The organism is Pseudarthrobacter sp. NKDBFgelt, from assembly GCF_046097905.1.
Lineage (GTDB): Bacteria > Actinomycetota > Actinomycetes > Actinomycetales > Micrococcaceae > Arthrobacter > Arthrobacter polychromogenes.
In genome coordinates, this window is sequence record NZ_JBJURL010000012.1 from 57,263 (window position 1) to 73,080 (window position 15,818).

Genomic DNA, 15,818 nt, shown 5'->3' on the forward strand with positions numbered 1-15,818 from the left:
TCCTTGGCCTCTAGATGTTGTTTTTGTTCTGGGGCGGCTGCTCGTCCTCGGTGACAAGCGGCCCGAACGGATGCCCGATCATGGCCGAGAAGGTTGCCGGCGCCTGCCAGGTGAGGGCTTCCAGCTCCAGGGGGCACAGGGACACCCACTGGCCGGAGCGCGGGGACTTGATCATCAGCCGCGAGCCGTTCCGCGTCTCGACGCGGCTTACCTGGACTTCGGAGAATTCGTTGGCGATCACGATCGGAGCGCCGTTGACCCGTGCTTCCAGCCGGTCGCGCTCCTCCGCCGCTCGAATGGCGGCAAGGCGGTCCTCCTCTTCGCCTTCCCATTCGAGTTTCATAGGAATATGGCCAGATTCTGCATCCGGATGACCGCCTCGTCGACCATGATGGTGCGGCGGGCGAGCTGCCAGCCGGAGCCGGTGCGGCGCAGCAGATCCTCCCTGCCTGCCGACACGGTCGCGGCCTCGCGGACGTCGCCCCGGCTGCGGAACAGCAGGACCGCCGAATCCACGATGATCTCATCCGGGTTACCGGTACGGAACGTCCGGACGTTGGTGACGTAGTGGCGCAGCCGCGACGGAGGGTCTTCGGTCCAGGCGTGTTCCGTGGCGAAGCGCGCCGCCCTGCGGCTCAGCGAGTACTTGTTTTCATCCATGTGCGCCATCCCGGGAGACGTGCTGTAACCGGCCCCGAGGGCAGTGGTCACCCTCACCGGCATGAGATAGTGCACGTCGTCCGTGAGGCGGCTCAGCCACTCGTCGTACTCCTGTGCGTCGAGCAAATAGGATTCATCGACAAGCCACTTGTGGGCTTGCAGATGAAGTTCATCATTGAACGGCAGGGAGTCACCCGTCCTCTGAGTACGGGGGGCGTGCCCTCCCAGCACCGACTGCTCCGAGAGAGATTTGTTGCTGCGTTCGGTTACGGCTTCAATACCCACGGCTAGCCCTCCTTCGAAACGGTCATTGCCGGGGCGTGCCCGTTGTGCTCAGCGGGAGCCGGGAAAGAATCCGGGGTGTCAGACGGACAGTCCTGCACCGGATTGCTGCCGACGTGCACCTGGGCCGCTTTTTCCATCGGTCGTTCAAGATGGTTGGCCCATCGCAGGAGCAGTTCACGCTGGTTGTATTCGCTGTATCCGACGCGGGTCGAGCCGGGGCCGGAGTACTGCTCGGGGGTCAGGGGTTCGACGACGTTCTGTCCGTTTTCCAGCATGCCCATGCGGCTGTTCAGCAGCAGGCGCCGTGCCATCGGGCCGCCGGCGGTGCTGGTCAAGGAAACCCAGTTTTCCACGTCGTCCTGCTCGAACATGCCGCCGCTGCCAAAGCACATGAGATAGGCCTTGTAGGAACGTGCCTTAAACTCTTCGGGCGCGTTCTTGTCGACGGCGAACCACGATACGATCTCGGTCTCGTCTTCACTGATTGGCTGCCACTGCCGGATGGAGATGAACGGGAGCACTTCATCGGAGTCTTCTTCGACCCGTGGCCAGTTGTGCACGAAGCTCATGTTCGGGAACACCGACGCCGCCGACACCATGAACCCGTCCTTGCCCACGACGTCGAGCTGCTCCTGGCTCCACTGCTCTTTCATGCGGGCGATCATCTCGTCCGGGTAGCCCACGTAGCGGAGGCGGTCTTCCAGGCTTCCTTCGGGAAGCTTGTAGGTAGTTCCGCCGCCGTTGCCGGCCCAATAGGTTGTCCCGTCCTTGCGCTTTTCCGCCTTTGGTTCGCGGAACAAACCAATTTCGACGACGGAGGTGTGGGTCTGGGGGGTGTGATACATGTCGCCGGCGAAGTTTTCGGCTCCGATTTTCCAGTTGGCCTTGACCCGCCACCGCTGCGGCCCGCGCAGTTCAATCCCGCCGGAGCTTTGCTTCGTGTAGTAGTCCATGTAGAACTTGAAGTCACCCAGGAAGTCCTCCAACGGCTCTGCGTCAGGATCCAGGCTGACGAAGATAAGGCCGTTGTAGATGCCCAGGGAAGGAGCAGGCAGCAACGTCTGCCCCTGCTTCTTGAAGCCCTCTTCGCCGCCGTATGCCTCTTTGTGGAAGGGCAGTCCGACTATGCGGCCGTCGTTACGGTAGGACCACCCGTGGTACGGGCAACGGAAGTGGGAAGCGTTTCCCATCTCCGTGCGGCAGACCTGCATGCCGCGGTGAAGGCACATGTTGAACAGTGCCCGGATTTCTCCATGTTCATCACGGGAAATGATGAATGAGTCTTCCAGGACGCGGCGCACCACGTAGTCGCCAGCTTCGGGCACCTCGGATTCGTGGGCGACGAAAAGCCAGCTGCGACCAAAGACCCGCTCCTTTTCAAGCTCGAAGATCTCTTTGTCGTTGTAAATGTGTGCAGGGATCATGCCCTGCCGTACATCCTGAATCACGCCGCTGTGGTCAGTCATTGATGGATCTCCTTGTCCGGGCCGGCAAGACGCCAGTCATCTCTGGTAATCAGAGATAGTTTCTTTTAGAAAGAGAATGACCTAAAGTGTGGCGTTCGTCAAGCCCCAGTCGGCCGAGTGGCCGAGGCCCCGCCGGACCGCGTCCGTTGGCCGGGATTCAGTGACCGTTTTCCGCAGCATCTGAGTCCCGCGCAGCAGTTTCGCCCATATCCAGGCGGGCCAGATCGTTCATGTCGTCGGCGGTCAGGGTGAAATCGAACGCAGAGATGTTCTCTCTCAACCAGACGGGGTCCGAAGCCTGCGGGATGGGCACCAGGTCCTGCTGAATGTGCCATCGCAGCAGGACCTGGGCAGGTGACCTGTTCAGACGGTCGGCGATGGCCACCACAAGGGGGTTCGCACGCAGTCCGGATTCACGGCCGATCGGGCTCCAGGATTGGGTGAGGATTCCCAGCTCCCGGTGGACCGCACGCGGTTGTGTGCGCGCCAGAGCGGGACTTAGCTGAATCTGGTTGACGTCCGGAACGACTCCGGTCGCTTCGATGATTTTCCTCAGGTGGGCCGGCTTGAAGTTGGAGACGCCGATGGCCTTGACGGCGCCTTCCTCTAACAGGGTTACAAGGCCTTTCCATGCCTCCGCATACGCGCCAAGCGCCGGCACCGGCCAATGGCACATGAACATGTCCAGATAGTCGACCCTAAGCTTCCGCAGGCTTTCGTCGTACGCCCGACGGACGCCGTCGACGCTGTGGGACTCCTTGTTGAACTTGCTGGAAATAAAGAGTTCCGCCCGCGGGACGCCGGCGGTTCTGATGCCGCGGCCCACGGCTTCTTCGTTGCGGTATTGAACGGCCGTGTCGACCAGCCTGTAGCCGGTCTGCACGGCACAGCGGACGGCTTGCTCGCATTCGGCGTCCAGCATCGGCCATGTTCCGAGGCCGATCCGCGGCATACTGTGTCCGTTCAGCAAGGGCAGCCTTGAGGTCGCACCTGGTCTCGGAGCCGTACTCGTTTCATTTATCATCGGAGGGCCTCGTCTTTCGGATCTGTCGATAGTTTGCTAAACGGCTGAAGCCTCAGCTCTTTATGTTTGGGCCATCACGGGTGCGGTCAGCTCAAGGTAGGCGTTTGCCTCCTGCAAGCCAACGCCGCCGCCACACTTGTTGTCGATGTCGAACAGACTGGCCAGATGCGGCAGCTCGGCACGGTCGCCGTAATCCAGCAAGTGAAGCACAACGCATAACTGCTGTCCAGATGTTAATTCCGTTCAGCAGAGAACTGGCGAGATCTGCCGGTGTGGCAGTGGTAGCCGCCCGCCCAGCGCCGTCTGGCCTGTAATCCTCGCCAGTGGGGGCCATTAAACGCATCGCCATGAGATAGCTTCGGATAGGGCCAAGCCTCCCGGAGACCGCCTCCCTTTTGAAGAAGAGCGACCCGGGCCATGTCGAGGCGTTGGCCCGGGCTTTGTCCGTGCTGAAGGCCTATCAGCAGCCAGGACAGGCCATTGTCGGTCTCGGATGTTGCCGAGTTCGTCGGGATCGCCAGGACCGCGGCGGGGCGATTCATCCTCACCCTGGAATACCTGGGTTATCTGTCCTACGACGCCAGTGGCTATTCCTTGCGGCTAGCAGTGCTGGAGATCGGGGATGCCTATCTGCTGAGCCATAAGCTGCTGGCGGTGGCCCATCCGCACCTTGCGTCGCTGGTGCAGGAGGCTGGCGAGACAGCATCGCTGACGGTGCTGCACCGGGGCAGCGTGGTCTACGTGGACCGGGTCCACGCCGACCGCGTCCTGACCGTCAACATCATCATCGGCACCAGCCTGCCGGCGTACGCGACGGCGACCGGGCGCGTCCTTCTCTCCGGGCTCACCGAGGGGGAGCTTGATGAATATCTGGAAGCCCTGGTGCCGGAAAGCCTGACCGGCAACACCGCGATCGACCGCGAGGAAATCCGGAAGAGGATAACCGCGGCCCGGGAGCAAGGCTGGTCGCTGGCCGACCAGGAGCTGACCGAGGGCCTGCGGTCCATTGCCGTCCCCGTGCGGGATGCCGGGACCGGCATCATCGCGGCCGTAAACGTCTCCGCGCACGCCACCCGCGTCAGCGCCGATGCCCTGCGCACCACCGTCCTGCCCCGCCTGCTGGGGGCCCGGCAGGCATCGCAGCCGAGCTCGCCGCCGGCGATGCCTGTTCCAACCGGGTTTTCGATTCCAATGTGCGCGAGTCTACCGCGACTGGGCGTGCAGCTGAGCGCCTGCGGCCGGTAACAGCTCGCTGTCCGACGTCCCTCCGCCACCGCTGGCCGGCTCCGTCAGGAACGGCCGGAGGCGGGGATCGGCGCGTGGGCCTAGACCAGCAGGCCCTGCAATTCTTCAGCGGCCGCCTGAAGCTTGGCACCGAGTTCGACGCGGAGTTGGTCCGACATGCGGTGGGCCGGCACCGAGACGTTGAGGGCGTAGGGGGTGCCGCTTGGATCGGTGAGGGCGACGGCGACGGACGTCACGCCGTCCTCGCTTTCTTCGTCACTGCTTGCAAAACCGGTCTGCCTGATCTTGTCCAGAGCCGATTCCAGGTCCGCCCGGGACGTGATGGAGGCCTTGGTCAGGCCGGGGAGCTCTTGCTGGGGGTAAAGGTTCCGTAGCTGGTCATCGCTGAGCCGGCTCAACATGGCTTTTCCCGTGGCGGCGCAGTTGGCGGGAATCATCCGGCCCTGACGGGAGCCAACGCGCACCGCGCGGGAGCTTTCGATGGCATCGAGGAAATGCGTGTCTGTTCCCTCAAGCCTAGCGAAGTGGACGGTCTCCCCGGTTTCGTCGAAGAGCCGTTCCAGGAACGGGCGGGCGACGGTCCGGACGTCGCTCTGGCGTCGGATGGCGAAAGCGATGGAGCCCAGTGCCTGGCCAGGTTCATAGGCCCGGGTGGCCGGATTCCGGCGCACGAATCCACGGTAGAGCAACATGCCCATGAGCCGGTGGGCAGTCGAGGAAGCTACACCCAGATACTTGCTTGCGTCCGTCAGCCTGATGCTGGGCTGGGTCTCGAAAAGCAGGAGGAGGCGGAGGGCGTTGTCAACAGATTCTATGGGGTACTGCGGAGGAGGGCCGTATTTTGCCCTGTCGTCCGCATCTGTTGATCGCATTTTACTAATCATACCCAGCGTCGGCGGGGCTGTCGGAATCGCCAGGCTTGACGGGCTGACGCCCAGCCTGGCGATTCCGTGCCTCCAGGCGGTCGCTATGTTGAACGGCCCTCCGAGGTCCGGCAGCTCCGCCATGTCGGGACCGGGAAGGTTTCCGGTGCATCGGAGTCGCAGGCAGTGGAGAGTGCGAAGTCGAAGACGGAGATGTTTTCGCTGAGCCAGATGGGTACTGACGTCTGGACGATGGGTACGAGGCCCTATTGGACGTGCCAGCGGAGCAGGACCTCGGTCGGAGCGACCGGAGCAAGCTAGATGGTTATGTGCCATAACCCGCGTGTTGATCCACGGCCTGCGGCCCTGGATGCGGCACACTCGTCAGTGTGGCCCGGAGATTCCGGGGCGCTGCGCTGGGCATTGGGGGAGGGGACCGGGATGACTGAAGAGCCGAAGTCGCCACGCCGGATCTCCCGCCGCCGCCGCGCCAACATTGACGGCGACACCCAGTACGTGCGGGTGTCGATGTCGGAGTTCGAACGTGCTCAGTTGAAGGTGCTGGAGGAACGGACCGGGCGCAGCCCCTCGGAGATTCTGGTCAGCGCTGCCCTGTACGCGGAGAACTCCGAGTCGCTGGATGAGCGGCGGGCGATGGCCGTTGAATTCATTGCGGCCCGCCGCTACCTTGCTGCCCTGTCGAACAACGTCAACCAGCTCGCCCGGCACGCGAACGCCACGGACGAATTCCCGGAAGCAGCCCGCACGGTGTTGACCCGGGTGCGTGCGGTCGCGGACCGGATCAACACGATGCTTGATTCGATGGTTCGCTGATGATTCCCAACATCACCAAGGGCACCCGTATGCACGGGCTCATCGCCTACCTTGCCGGTCCGGGCCGGGCGAACGAACACACCGACCCACACCTGGTCGCGGGCTCACCGTCGATCATGGCCTGGCACAACGATGACGAACTGAACGCCGACGCGGCGCAGGCCATTGCCAAGGAATTGGACCGGGCAAGAAGCGTCCTGGGCGTCGAGATTCCCGGCGGCCATGTCTGGCACTGCTCGCTTTCGCTGCGCGCCGAGGAAGGCGACCTTACCGACCAGAAGTGGGCTGAGATTGCGCAGGACTTCATGGACGAGATGGGCTTCACCGAAGCCAGCGGACGGGCGCCGGCCCAGTGGGTGGCGGTCCGTCACGGCCACAGCAAAGCCGGAAACGACCACATCCACATCGCTGCCTCCATGGTCCGCGAGGACGGCACGAAGTGGAGCAGCTGGCGGGACTTCCCCCGCGCGCAACAGGCCGCCCGGGAGCTTGAGAAAAAGTACGGCCTGGAAGAACTTTCGCCCACGCATTCCACCCGTGGCCTCCGGCCCGGTGAACGTGAAGCGTCCGAGCGGCGGGGAGCCCCGGAACCGGAACGCCGGTCCCTGGAACGCAAGGTCCGTGCCTGCGCGACGTCCGCCCAGGATGAGGCCGAATTCATTCGACGCCTTCGCCGTGCCGGTGCCCTGGTCAGGCCGCGGTACGCGTCCGGACGTGACGACGTCGTGGTCGGCTACAGCGTGGCAGAACGTCCTCCCAAAGGTGGCCGGCCTGTGTGGTTCGGCGGCGGTCACCTCGCCAAAGACCTTGCTCTGCCCAAGCTCCGCGCCGAGTGGCCTGACAGCCCACAAGGTGCCGCCGAGGCGGTCGCCGAATGGCAGGCAGCTGCACGTGGACGCCGCCCGGTCACGATCGGCCGCGAAGCCCACGAACCGGACCCGCAAATGTGGGAGCAGTACAGCGACGAAGTTGCCCGGCTCCGCGAAACGCTGCGCTCCGTCCCGCTGGACGATCACGCGACCTGGGCGCAGGTTGCACGCGAGACATCCGGCGCCTTCGCCGCCTGGTCCACGGCAACCGAGGCGACGCCCGGACCACTCGCAGCAGCGGCCGACGAGCTGTCCAAGACAGCACAACTGCGGCGTTACCCAGTCCGCCCCATCCGCAGCGCAGGACCATCTGCCCGCGGAGCCTCGCTCATGCTCATGGCAGCTTCGATGGGCGGCACCGGAACAGCCGCGCAGGCAATCATGCTGCGCCAGCTGCTCAACGTCGCAAAGGCCGTCCACGACATGCACAAGGCCTCAAATGATCTGCGCCGAGCACGCCAGATCAGCCACATGGTGAAGCACCAACTGAGCCAGGTCGCGGCCGCACTGCCCGCCGTCCCAGCGTCAACGCCCACAGCGGATAGCGAAGCTGCCGCCGCGGTACGCGCGAGCACAGCCGGCCAGGTTGCCGGTCGGCCCGCGGGGTCCGTGCTGCTGCCGGAATATGTGCAGGCACGCACCCACGCGGGCACCCGAAGCGGGAATACCCGCCCAGACATTGAGAGATAACACCAAGGAGGGGAACCATGAGCGAATCTGACGGCATTGATGAGGCTCTTGAGGGAATGTCGCGCGTTGCGCTGACCGTCGCCGGCCGGCTCGGTGAGCAGCTGGCCAGAGCCCGCGAGCAAGAGCTGCGCCGCGCCCAAGCGGCCGAGGAACAACAGGCCCGCGAACTGCAGGCACGGTTCGATGCCGAGCGGGCAGCTGCCCGTGCACAGCTCGCCCCCGTCATGGACAACCGGTGGTGGGACACGGCCACCGGCCGCGACATCGAAAGGGCACATGAGGCGGCCACCGCGTGGAAAGACCACGATCCGGCGGCGCGCGACGCGGCCGAGGTGATCCGTGACCAGGTGCAGCGCCGCTACGGCTTGGACGTGGACAACCTCGGTGCCAATGAAGCAACGGTGGCGGAGGCCCTGGCTAAAGCCGAGCGGGACCGCGAACAGGCAGAACAGGAACGCCGTTCCGGCCGTGACGAGAACGCCCAGGCTGTGCAACTGCTGGCCGAGGCCGATCGGGAAGACAGGAAGCGCGCCGAGGCCGTTGATCAGCCCTCAAGGGAGGACTTGGACGAAGCGCTGGCCTGGCTCCGGGAGACCAAACCCATCGAGGCACACAACTGGGAACAGCGGCACAAATTTGCAGACGGCGTAGCCGTCGAGGACGACATGGAAAGGCGGCTGATTGAAGACTGGACAGCCGCCCGTGCCGATCACCGCCCCGAGCAGTTGCGTGGCGAAGCAGGAGCCACATACGACTCAGCCGAGCGCCGACAGGAACTGGCGGCCAGCCTCGAAGGGGTTGCTGACCGCGAGGCTGTAGATGCACGGCTCGTTGCGGACCAGGATCAGGGCACTCCGCCCAGCGCAGCCGTAGGCAAGGGATCGAGGCCTGCAAAGGCCCGCAAGACGCGCGGAGCCAACGGCCCGACAAAGCTCCTTCAAAAGGGCATGAGCCGGTAAGCCCTGCAGGCCGTCCAGCCCAGGAAATCTCACCGGATGGCCCGGGGCCCGCAAATTGGCCCCGGCTGGGTGCTGCTCACATTAGGATGTCCGGGTGACCGCTGAACCCGGCAAGCGCCGCTTTCTGACCATCGAGCAGGTCGCCGAAGAATTGAAGTGCAAAAGCAGCCTCATCCGGAACCTCATTCATACTGGAGAGCTTCGCGCTTTTCAGGTTGGGGGCCGGGGGCTCTGGCGCGTTGGGCGCCAGGATCTCGAGGACTATATCGCAGATGCTTACCGGCGCACCGCTGAGCGGATCGCCGCGGGCGAACTGGCGGACAACGTGCCGGAAGGGGAATAGGGGCGCTGGAGGGGCGGAAACCCCTGTGCTCCCGGGCGGTCCGGCGTCTCCAAGCGTCCTACGCTGGCGTGCGCTCATCCGCGGATACGGCCCTCCCAGCGTTTCTCGGCACCCTGCCGGCTGATCCCGAAGGCCCTGCCGATCTTTTACCAAGAGACGCCCAGTAGTAGTAGGAGGCATCTACTACTACTCCTACTCTTTTCGTGGACGCGTATCGTCCCCAAGGCAAGGCTCTTGGGCGGCGCAAACCGCTCTGCGCCTGGGGGGCGACCCACGAGGAATCCCCGCTACCCAGACCCTCTGGCCTGAGGCCCTACCCCACCCACATGGACGGGGAACCGCGGGCCCCGGGACAGCGCGGTATTGCCGATTAGTAGTAGTAGGAGTAGTTTTGGTACTACTCCTACTACTACTGAGGGTTTTCGAATGAGTTCGAGTGCTAAAGACCGGGTTTTTGCTGCCGCGGAGCAGATCAGCGCCGAGCGGCGCCCGACCGTGTCCACTGTTCGATCTGCTGCGGGCGTTAGTAACGCCGACGCCACCCGCTATCTGAAGGAATGGGCCGAGGAGAAGCAGTCCGCAGGAGGTCAGGTCGCGGCGACCCCGCCGGCCATCCTCGAGCAGGCGGCGCGTCTGGCCGGGGCTGTCTGGGCGGAAGCGTCCACCATTGCGAACGAGCGCCACGCCGCCACCGGCGAGCTCTGGGCCCGGGAGAAAAAGGAGCTGAATGAAGAGGTCGCCGAGCTTGTTGCCGACCTCGACAAAGTGACGGCCGAAAAGGAGTCCGCTGTCTCCGAGCTGGTGGCCAAAATAGAGGAGCTGGAACGCCAGCTAACCACCAATGCCGAGCAGTTAGAGCAGGCCCGCTCAGCCGGCCAGGAAGCAGCGGCCGAAGCTGCGGCAGCAGCAACCCGGGCGGCCGCCGCGCAGGCCCGCGCGGACGCGCTCCAGGAAGCCCATGACGCGCTGCTGCAGCGCATTACCCCCGAGCAGCCTCAGAGTGGCGAAGAACCTGATGCCTGATCTAGCCGGGACCCCTCTGCCAACGGCCGGCAAGTCCTGCAGCCGCCAGCGGTTGGCGGCCTATCGGAGCGGCGCTCGGAAGATTTCCTTGATTTCACGGGCGAGCTCCGAGGACCGGTAGACCGTACAGTTCGGCTACACGGTGGAATTCAGGGTCCGGTCCGACATTTTCGGAGGTCAGCTGCAGGAGGCCGTTGCGGCTGGGGGAGAGGCCTTCGTCAGCCCGTCGGTCCCAGTAGGCCCAGCACCTTCCAGTCAGTGTTTTTGACGGGTAGCTGATACCCAGTGGTTCTGAGCCATCGTCTAACACCGTTCCGCGGATAACGTGCGCGAGCAGGGTTGTCAGATCACGGTCGTCACCGGTGAGGGAGCCGGCCGTGAGGAGCTGCAAGCGTTCGGTCAGCCCCGCCGTGGTTGGTGTGAGGGCTTCAAGGGCGCGGAGGGTGGCCGCGTCGTCTATCTGAACCCACCACCCCTGACCAGGGAGGCGAATTTCGTAAATCGAACGGTCCATTTGCCAGTCCACGGATATGGCCCATGGGACGTCAATCCCGTTCTCCTCGGCCTGGGCCCGGACACTGGCGATGTAGTCCTCGACCGTCCATCCGATGGATTCCGCGGCCTTGGCAACGGACGCGCGCTGCTGCCGGAAGCCAAGCAATACCTCGGCGTAGGCGCACTGGCGGGAGTCGGCGAGATAGATCGTCGAGCCTATGCTGTCGTACCGTCCCCGGGAATCGCTGCCTGCGGCCGTTCCGATAGGCATCGGGCCAACGATGGAATTCTTCCTGACCGACAACGCACCGTAACGGTCCTTCGCCACCCTGAACGAAATCTCGCCGGCAGCCCCAACAAGAGTCAGCCCCGTCAAGTCGCACCGGCGAACCTTGTCGGCCGTGATCATGCGGCGTAAGTGTCATTCACGAACGATTCGGCTGCCCCCAAAACCTCCCGGGAACGCAGCTGCTGAATGTAAAGGACAGGAAGTTCCTCGTCCAGGCGCGGGTTGGCGCCCATCAACCAGGCCAACGCAACATGCTTTCCTTCAGCGAGCTCAAGTGTCTTCCAGACACGATGACCCAGGCGCAGGCGTGACTCGACCTCCGGGCGGGGCTCCGGGCCGTCAGGCTTCGCCCAGCGAAACGGAGACGTGCGGTCCTTCACTCCGGCCATGGTCTGGACAACGGTCGTACCCAGATTCTCATTGAGTTCGCGCACAAGGTCGTGGATATTCATCCGGGTGGTCCCCAGGTGAATGTCATGCCGGGTCGTTGCTTCCATCTCTCCATCATCGCAGGCTTGCAAAAGGAAAGCAACGAAAATGCAACGCTAAACAAGCGGAACTGTGGGCTGGCCAAAGCTGGAGAGGAGACGGGTCGGTACTCCTCAGTGTCCGGTGTTAGCCCCGTTCTGATTGGGCAGCAGGAGTGGTAGGTGTATTCTGAAAATAGCAGTTCACTTGAAGCTTAAAGCAAACTACTGGCATCCCTGCGGATTGGACGTGGGCGTATTCCTCCCATAGGGCCCGTGGTTGGGACATGCAGGGAGACACCCGCGCTCAGTTCTCAGGGTGCTTGCGTTCGACACTCGTTCTTGACCTCCCGTGTCCATGGCGTAGTAGCCCTACGAGCTCAAACACTGCGACAGCAGCAGCACAGGCAGCAGCTGCGAAAGCTGCAATGCGAGAGCCCTCATCTTGGACGATTGCGCCAACGTAAACACCAATGGCAGCAACTAGCACCCACCCGAACAAGAAGACCTTTTTCAAGAGCAATCCCTCCAAACTCCGGTTCTCGAGCTTGACCACGCGCCGTCATGGGGTGAGCCTAGCGCAGCCTGAAGGTCACAGGTTCGAGAAAGCTCAAGGTCTACTTCGCAGGTTGACGTAGCGTGACCAGGCGTCGCCTGCTGCGTCGGCGTGGAGGAAGGCGATTTGGTGGCCGTATCCGAGGGCGTCGGCGACCAGTGGTGGCGGTGAGGCTAGGAGATGTTCGTCGAGGGCGGTGTTTCGTGCGCCGCGCAGGTCGATACCGAGGCTGCGGAGCCTGTCCATGATGGTGTTCGGGTGAAGAGGCTGGCCGGCTCGTGTTCCGGGAAAGAGCCAAGGGCTTTGGGTATCTGAACCGGTTCTGAGGTTTGGCCGGTTTGCCAGGTGCTCTCGAATGAGTTCCGTGACAGGCTCGGGGGTGGGCACTGGGTGGAGACCTAAGGTGACCCGCATAGCCCCGGTGGTTTCGTTGGTCTCTATGGCGTCGACACGGAGTTTGGCAACCCTGACCAGTGGTTGGGCATAGAGAAGCAGTAGCGCGCCGGCGATTCGGTAGGGCAGGGACTCGCTGGTGCCTGTGAGTAGTTCCCGCAGCCATGCCAAGCGCTGGTCCTGGGTGATCGTTGGCCGTGATTTCGCGGTGTAGTGGCCCATCTCCACCCGGTGGTTTGTGCCGGTGTTCTTGATGAAGACAATGAACGTGCGGATGGCTTTCCTGGTTGTCGGTCCGGTGGCGAGCCAGGTTTCGACGTCTTGCTGGTTGCAGTTCGCGGCAGTCCGCTGGTGGGTATCCCGGAGCCAGGCCAGGAATTTGATAGTTTCGGTGATCTCTTGTTTGGCGGAGTGCACCGGGGCTTGGGCGCTCTTCTCCGGTGTTGTCATGGACCGGATGCGACGGAGGTGATGCCAGGTGGCGAACTGCAGGACGGGCTTAGCAATTTCTTCAGCCAGGTCGCGGAGTTTGTCGTTAATCCAGGTCTCGAACCGGGCCAGATGCGGGTCCTGGTAGGGGAGGAGCCCGTGATGGATGAACAGGGCCCGCAGGTGATTGGCTGGTCGTTCCGCCGACTCAGCTGCCGCGTCGAAGCCTTCGTGCGTCAAGGGAGTCTTTCCGCATGACAGAGAAACAAGAAGGGCTTGGACCTTGGGGGAGCGTTTCCAAGTGATGATGCTCTCAGGCCGGTCCGCCTTGCAGAGGACATCAACGATCTTGCTCACTGTCTCTTGGGCGGCCCCGTGTGTGAGCAGCAGTTCATTGAGGTCGTCCCGGAGGGCGCAGCGGGCGCAGATGCCACGCCGGTAGAACTCGCCTTCCGTGTTGCAGCGGCTGCAGTGGAAGTCATGGAGGATGTCGGCGCAGGGTGCGCAGCGGGGACCCCCGGCGGCCGAGGGCGGTCCGGGCAGCAACCGGTGCTGGCCGCAGTCGGGGCAGGTCCCGTGAGTGCGGGTGGCTGTAGTGAAACAGGGTCCGCAGATTTTTCCTTCAGGCCAGGTGGCTCGTGTCTTGCCGGCGGCCCGGCCGCAGCGTGCGCACGTCGCGGTCCCGGTGGTGCGGGGCCGGCCGCGGCTGGTGTTCCGCGGAGTCAGGCCTTGGGGTTGCTCAGTGGTCATCGTCGATGATGCGTGCCCGTCGTGGTCTGACGGTGCGGTTCAAGTCGACGACGTTGGGGGCGCTGGTGCCGGTTTTCCGGGCTCGAGCGTCGGCGGCTGTGACGGTGATGAGGTCCTCGGGGCCGCAGGAAAAGATGTCGCAGATCGCGGCGATGACCTGCAATGCGACGCGTTCCGGTTTCTGGTTGACGAGCCGGTAGACCTGTGGCCGTGAGAGGGTGATGCCGCGCTCAGCCAGAAGAGGGATGAGGTCGGTGGTGTTGTGAAGTCCCCGGGCTGCCATGAGCTCCGAAAGCCGCCATTTGTATTCGACTTCGCGCCTCACCATTGCCCCCGCAGCTGCACGCCCAGGACTTCGTCCATGGTGCGGTCCAGGGCCGCGCGGAGCGTGGCGTTGCGAAAGTCATCGCTGACAAACTGGTAGATCCCCGTGGTGGAGGCATGTTCGTGGCCCATCTGATGCTGGATTATCTTGAGCCCGTCGGGCTGGTGTGCCTCTGGCCTGCGGTTTTGTGTTGGTGGGTGTGTCCGGGACGTGCATGACGGTGGCATTGGCTGTCCTTCCATTCTCGTGGATCCGTTATGGATTCGGGATGGTCGCGGGGTCTGGTGATGGACTTTGGCGGCGTTGTCCGAGGGCGTGTGCGAGTTGCTGTCGCAGTCGTTGGTTCTCGTCGTTGAGTCGTCTGATTCTGTCGTTGGCCGCTTCTAGTCGTTGCCGTAGCGAGGCCTCGCTTGCCCGCTGTGGCCGGGATTCCGGTGTGGGCTCCGGGGCGGCTTGGTTTTGGCGGAGGCGTTCGATTGCGGCGCGGAGGTCGGGCTGGGTGTAAAGCCAGGACCGGGAGACCCGGGCGTATCTGGCGACGGCGTCGAAAGTGACCGGGCGGCCTTCCGCATGAAGGGTGCGCAGCGCTTGGACGGCTTTGGACCTGGTGAGCGCCGCGCGCTGCTGTGCAGCTTTGACCAGGTGCCGGCTGTTGTCGGAGCGGTTCATCCGGCGGCCTCGTCGGGTGCGGTGTCGTCGAGGGAGTCAATGATGCGGTCCAGGTTGTGCAGTACTGCCTGGTTCATCTCGATGAGCCGGGTCTGTCCGCGGGCTTCGGCGGCGGACAGGATCTGGACGGTCTGGCGGCGCTGCTCTTGGTGCTGGGGGAGGAACTCGGCGGTGGTGACAAACATGGGACAGGTCAGGCAGGCGTTGGCGTGCGGGCAGGACTTCTGAACCGGCAGCCCGCAGAATCCGTTCGGCAGGCTCTGTGTTGCGCGACCGAGGCGTTGTTTGGCCCAGCTGGCTTCGGCGAGTGGTCCTTGCGGGTCAATGGTGATGGTGTCGCCGTTGATGTTGACCTTACGGGCTTCCTCCCAGTGGCGGCGCACGGTTGTGTCGTGCAGCCGGGCGTAGTGGGCGGTCATCTCCGCCGAGGTGTGGTCGAGGAGGACCCGGACAACTTCCTGGGGAACGTCGCGGTTGATCAGTGTTGTCCCGAAGGTGTGGCGCCACTGATGTGGGGTCAGGCGCACCTCTTGTCCGTGTTCGTCGCGGATGTCGCAGCGTTCCAGCCAGTCTTCAAGCTGTCCGCGGTAGGAGTGCGTGGTGAGCGGTTTTGCTCCGTCGGGGTTCATCTTCGGGGCCGGGAACAACCAGTTGCTGCCGTCGGGGAATCGTTCGCGGACGCGTCGCTGCTGATCGAGGATGGCGGCGTGGACTTCCTCATCGAGGGGTACGAGGGCTTCGCGTTTCATCTTCCGGTTCATATAGCGCAGGTAGGGGGCGCCGTCACCGTCACGGACCACGCAGTCGGTAGCGAGGTTGCAGGCGTCCCCGACGCGCAGTCCGCAGCGCATTAGGATCAGGGTGAGTAGCCGGCTGTCGGGGCTGGTCCATTTGCCGAGGTTTTCGGGTTGGTCCAGTTGCGCCATGATGTGATCGGCCAGGGCCCTGGGCAGTCGTTTGGCTGGTCGTGGGAAGTCTTCAGGGTAGAAGTTCGCCGATGCCGGCAGGTCTTTGGCCCAGTCGTGGCGGCGGATCGCGGCGAAGAAGGCGTTCAGGGAGCTGACGTCGCGGCCACGGGAAATTACTGCCCGTTTGTCCCGGGCGAGCTCGGCGAGGAAGCGTTCCAGGATGCCGCGGTCGATGCAGTCCGGGCCGTCGGAGTGGGGGATGGTGCGGGCGAGGAA

General features: G+C 63.8%; 19 protein-coding genes. 6 read left to right on the forward strand and 13 right to left on the reverse strand.

The window, feature by feature from the left end:
• Positions 1-10: 10 nt before the first annotated feature.
• From ACKAE7_RS05380 to ACKAE7_RS05400, 5 genes are all read right to left on the reverse strand, one after another.
• Complete coding sequence (locus tag ACKAE7_RS05380; RefSeq protein WP_047040740.1) at positions 11-343, reverse strand: hypothetical protein; 333 nt, start codon at positions 341-343, stop codon at positions 11-13.
• Positions 340-945 carry a 3-phenylpropionate/cinnamic acid dioxygenase subunit beta gene (locus ACKAE7_RS05385; protein ID WP_047040738.1) on the reverse strand — a complete coding sequence of 202 codons (606 nt, stop codon included), beginning with the start codon at positions 943-945 and terminating at the stop codon, positions 340-342. Before ACKAE7_RS05385 ends, ACKAE7_RS05380 begins: the two co-directional genes overlap by 4 nt.
• A 2-nt stretch (positions 946-947) precedes the next feature.
• The gene (locus ACKAE7_RS05390; RefSeq protein ID WP_286404956.1) at positions 948-2,411 is read right to left on the reverse strand and encodes an aromatic ring-hydroxylating dioxygenase subunit alpha; all 1,464 of its coding nucleotides are present in this window, start codon (positions 2,409-2,411) and stop codon (positions 948-950) included.
• Positions 2,412-2,568: 157 nt separating this feature from the next.
• On the reverse strand, positions 2,569-3,381 hold the full coding sequence (locus tag ACKAE7_RS05395) for an aldo/keto reductase (RefSeq protein WP_408978645.1): 813 nt from the start codon (positions 3,379-3,381) through the stop codon (positions 2,569-2,571).
• Between the two features lie 114 nt (positions 3,382-3,495).
• Positions 3,496-3,645, reverse strand: coding sequence for a hypothetical protein (locus tag ACKAE7_RS05400; protein ID WP_157894436.1), 150 nt, complete (start codon positions 3,643-3,645; stop codon positions 3,496-3,498).
• A 249-nt stretch (positions 3,646-3,894) separates the two neighbouring features.
• Between ACKAE7_RS05400 and ACKAE7_RS05405 the strand changes: the two genes are divergently transcribed.
• Complete coding sequence (locus tag ACKAE7_RS05405; RefSeq protein ID WP_264963639.1) at positions 3,895-4,680, forward strand: IclR family transcriptional regulator C-terminal domain-containing protein; 786 nt, start codon at positions 3,895-3,897, stop codon at positions 4,678-4,680.
• Between the two features lie 80 nt (positions 4,681-4,760).
• On the opposite strand, the gene ACKAE7_RS05410 is transcribed toward ACKAE7_RS05405, so the two are convergent.
• Positions 4,761-5,552 carry an IclR family transcriptional regulator gene (locus ACKAE7_RS05410; RefSeq protein WP_264963634.1) on the reverse strand — a complete coding sequence of 264 codons (792 nt, stop codon included), beginning with the start codon at positions 5,550-5,552 and terminating at the stop codon, positions 4,761-4,763.
• A gap of 432 nt (positions 5,553-5,984) precedes the next feature.
• Here ACKAE7_RS05410 and ACKAE7_RS05415 point away from each other — a divergent pair, with 432 nt between their 5' ends.
• From ACKAE7_RS05415 to ACKAE7_RS05435, 5 genes are all read left to right on the forward strand, one after another.
• The gene (locus ACKAE7_RS05415; protein ID WP_264963635.1) at positions 5,985-6,377 is read left to right on the forward strand and encodes a MobC family plasmid mobilization relaxosome protein; all 393 of its coding nucleotides are present in this window, start codon (positions 5,985-5,987) and stop codon (positions 6,375-6,377) included.
• Positions 6,377-7,936 (forward strand): relaxase/mobilization nuclease domain-containing protein, encoded by a 1,560-nt coding sequence (locus tag ACKAE7_RS05420; protein WP_264963636.1) that lies wholly within the window; start codon positions 6,377-6,379, stop codon positions 7,934-7,936. Before ACKAE7_RS05415 ends, ACKAE7_RS05420 begins: the two co-directional genes overlap by 1 nt.
• Positions 7,937-7,953: 17 nt before the next feature.
• Positions 7,954-8,895: a hypothetical protein gene (locus ACKAE7_RS05425; protein WP_264963637.1), complete on the forward strand. Its 942-nt coding sequence runs from the start codon at positions 7,954-7,956 to the stop codon at positions 8,893-8,895.
• A gap of 94 nt (positions 8,896-8,989) precedes the next feature.
• Positions 8,990-9,238: a helix-turn-helix domain-containing protein gene (locus tag ACKAE7_RS05430; RefSeq protein WP_264963638.1), complete on the forward strand. Its 249-nt coding sequence runs from the start codon at positions 8,990-8,992 to the stop codon at positions 9,236-9,238.
• Between the two features lie 426 nt (positions 9,239-9,664).
• Complete coding sequence (locus ACKAE7_RS05435; protein ID WP_264963808.1) at positions 9,665-10,261, forward strand: DNA-binding protein; 597 nt, start codon at positions 9,665-9,667, stop codon at positions 10,259-10,261.
• A 94-nt stretch (positions 10,262-10,355) separates the two neighbouring features.
• Here the strand turns inward: ACKAE7_RS05435 and ACKAE7_RS05440 are convergent, their stop codons facing one another.
• The 7 genes from ACKAE7_RS05440 to ACKAE7_RS05470 form a co-directional block, all read right to left on the reverse strand.
• Positions 10,356-11,027, reverse strand: a complete 672-nt coding sequence (locus ACKAE7_RS05440; RefSeq protein WP_408978646.1) for a hypothetical protein — start codon at positions 11,025-11,027, stop codon at positions 10,356-10,358.
• A 134-nt stretch (positions 11,028-11,161) separates the two neighbouring features.
• Complete coding sequence (locus tag ACKAE7_RS05445; protein WP_264963806.1) at positions 11,162-11,542, reverse strand: hypothetical protein; 381 nt, start codon at positions 11,540-11,542, stop codon at positions 11,162-11,164.
• A 580-nt stretch (positions 11,543-12,122) separates the two neighbouring features.
• Positions 12,123-13,130 (reverse strand): recombinase XerD, encoded by a 1,008-nt coding sequence (locus ACKAE7_RS05450; protein WP_350310825.1) that lies wholly within the window; start codon positions 13,128-13,130, stop codon positions 12,123-12,125.
• 499 nt (positions 13,131-13,629) lie between these two features.
• Positions 13,630-13,965 (reverse strand): helix-turn-helix transcriptional regulator, encoded by a 336-nt coding sequence (locus ACKAE7_RS05455; protein WP_041653706.1) that lies wholly within the window; start codon positions 13,963-13,965, stop codon positions 13,630-13,632.
• The gene (locus ACKAE7_RS05460) at positions 13,962-14,096 is read right to left on the reverse strand and encodes a hypothetical protein (RefSeq protein WP_408978647.1); all 135 of its coding nucleotides are present in this window, start codon (positions 14,094-14,096) and stop codon (positions 13,962-13,964) included. The genes ACKAE7_RS05455 and ACKAE7_RS05460 overlap by 4 nt, the downstream gene beginning before the upstream one ends.
• A 124-nt stretch (positions 14,097-14,220) precedes the next feature.
• Positions 14,221-14,634: a DUF6262 family protein gene (locus tag ACKAE7_RS05465; protein WP_016359420.1), complete on the reverse strand. Its 414-nt coding sequence runs from the start codon at positions 14,632-14,634 to the stop codon at positions 14,221-14,223.
• Positions 14,631-15,818, reverse strand: a 1,188-nt coding sequence (locus ACKAE7_RS05470; RefSeq protein ID WP_408978648.1) for a tyrosine-type recombinase/integrase, incomplete at its 5' end; no start/stop codon positions are given. The genes ACKAE7_RS05465 and ACKAE7_RS05470, both read right to left, overlap by 4 nt.

Coding starts and splice junctions, on each gene's coding strand:
- ACKAE7_RS05445 (WP_264963806.1), bottom strand. CDS start 11,542: ATGGAAGCAACGACCCGGCATGACATTCACCTGGGGACCACCCGGATG.
- ACKAE7_RS05410 (WP_264963634.1), bottom strand. CDS start 5,552: ATGCGATCAACAGATGCGGACGACAGGGCAAAATACGGCCCTCCTCCG.
- ACKAE7_RS05415 (WP_264963635.1), top strand. CDS start 5,985: ATGACTGAAGAGCCGAAGTCGCCACGCCGGATCTCCCGCCGCCGCCGC.
- ACKAE7_RS05440 (WP_408978646.1), bottom strand. CDS start 11,027: ATGCCTATCGGAACGGCCGCAGGCAGCGATTCCCGGGGACGGTACGAC.
- ACKAE7_RS05425 (WP_264963637.1), top strand. CDS start 7,954: ATGAGCGAATCTGACGGCATTGATGAGGCTCTTGAGGGAATGTCGCGC.
- ACKAE7_RS05435 (WP_264963808.1), top strand. CDS start 9,665: ATGAGTTCGAGTGCTAAAGACCGGGTTTTTGCTGCCGCGGAGCAGATC.
- ACKAE7_RS05465 (WP_016359420.1), bottom strand. CDS start 14,634: ATGAACCGCTCCGACAACAGCCGGCACCTGGTCAAAGCTGCACAGCAG.
- ACKAE7_RS05420 (WP_264963636.1), top strand. CDS start 6,377: ATGATTCCCAACATCACCAAGGGCACCCGTATGCACGGGCTCATCGCC.
- ACKAE7_RS05460 (WP_408978647.1), bottom strand. CDS start 14,096: ATGGGCCACGAACATGCCTCCACCACGGGGATCTACCAGTTTGTCAGC.
- ACKAE7_RS05380 (WP_047040740.1), bottom strand. CDS start 343: ATGAAACTCGAATGGGAAGGCGAAGAGGAGGACCGCCTTGCCGCCATT.
- ACKAE7_RS05390 (WP_286404956.1), bottom strand. CDS start 2,411: ATGACTGACCACAGCGGCGTGATTCAGGATGTACGGCAGGGCATGATC.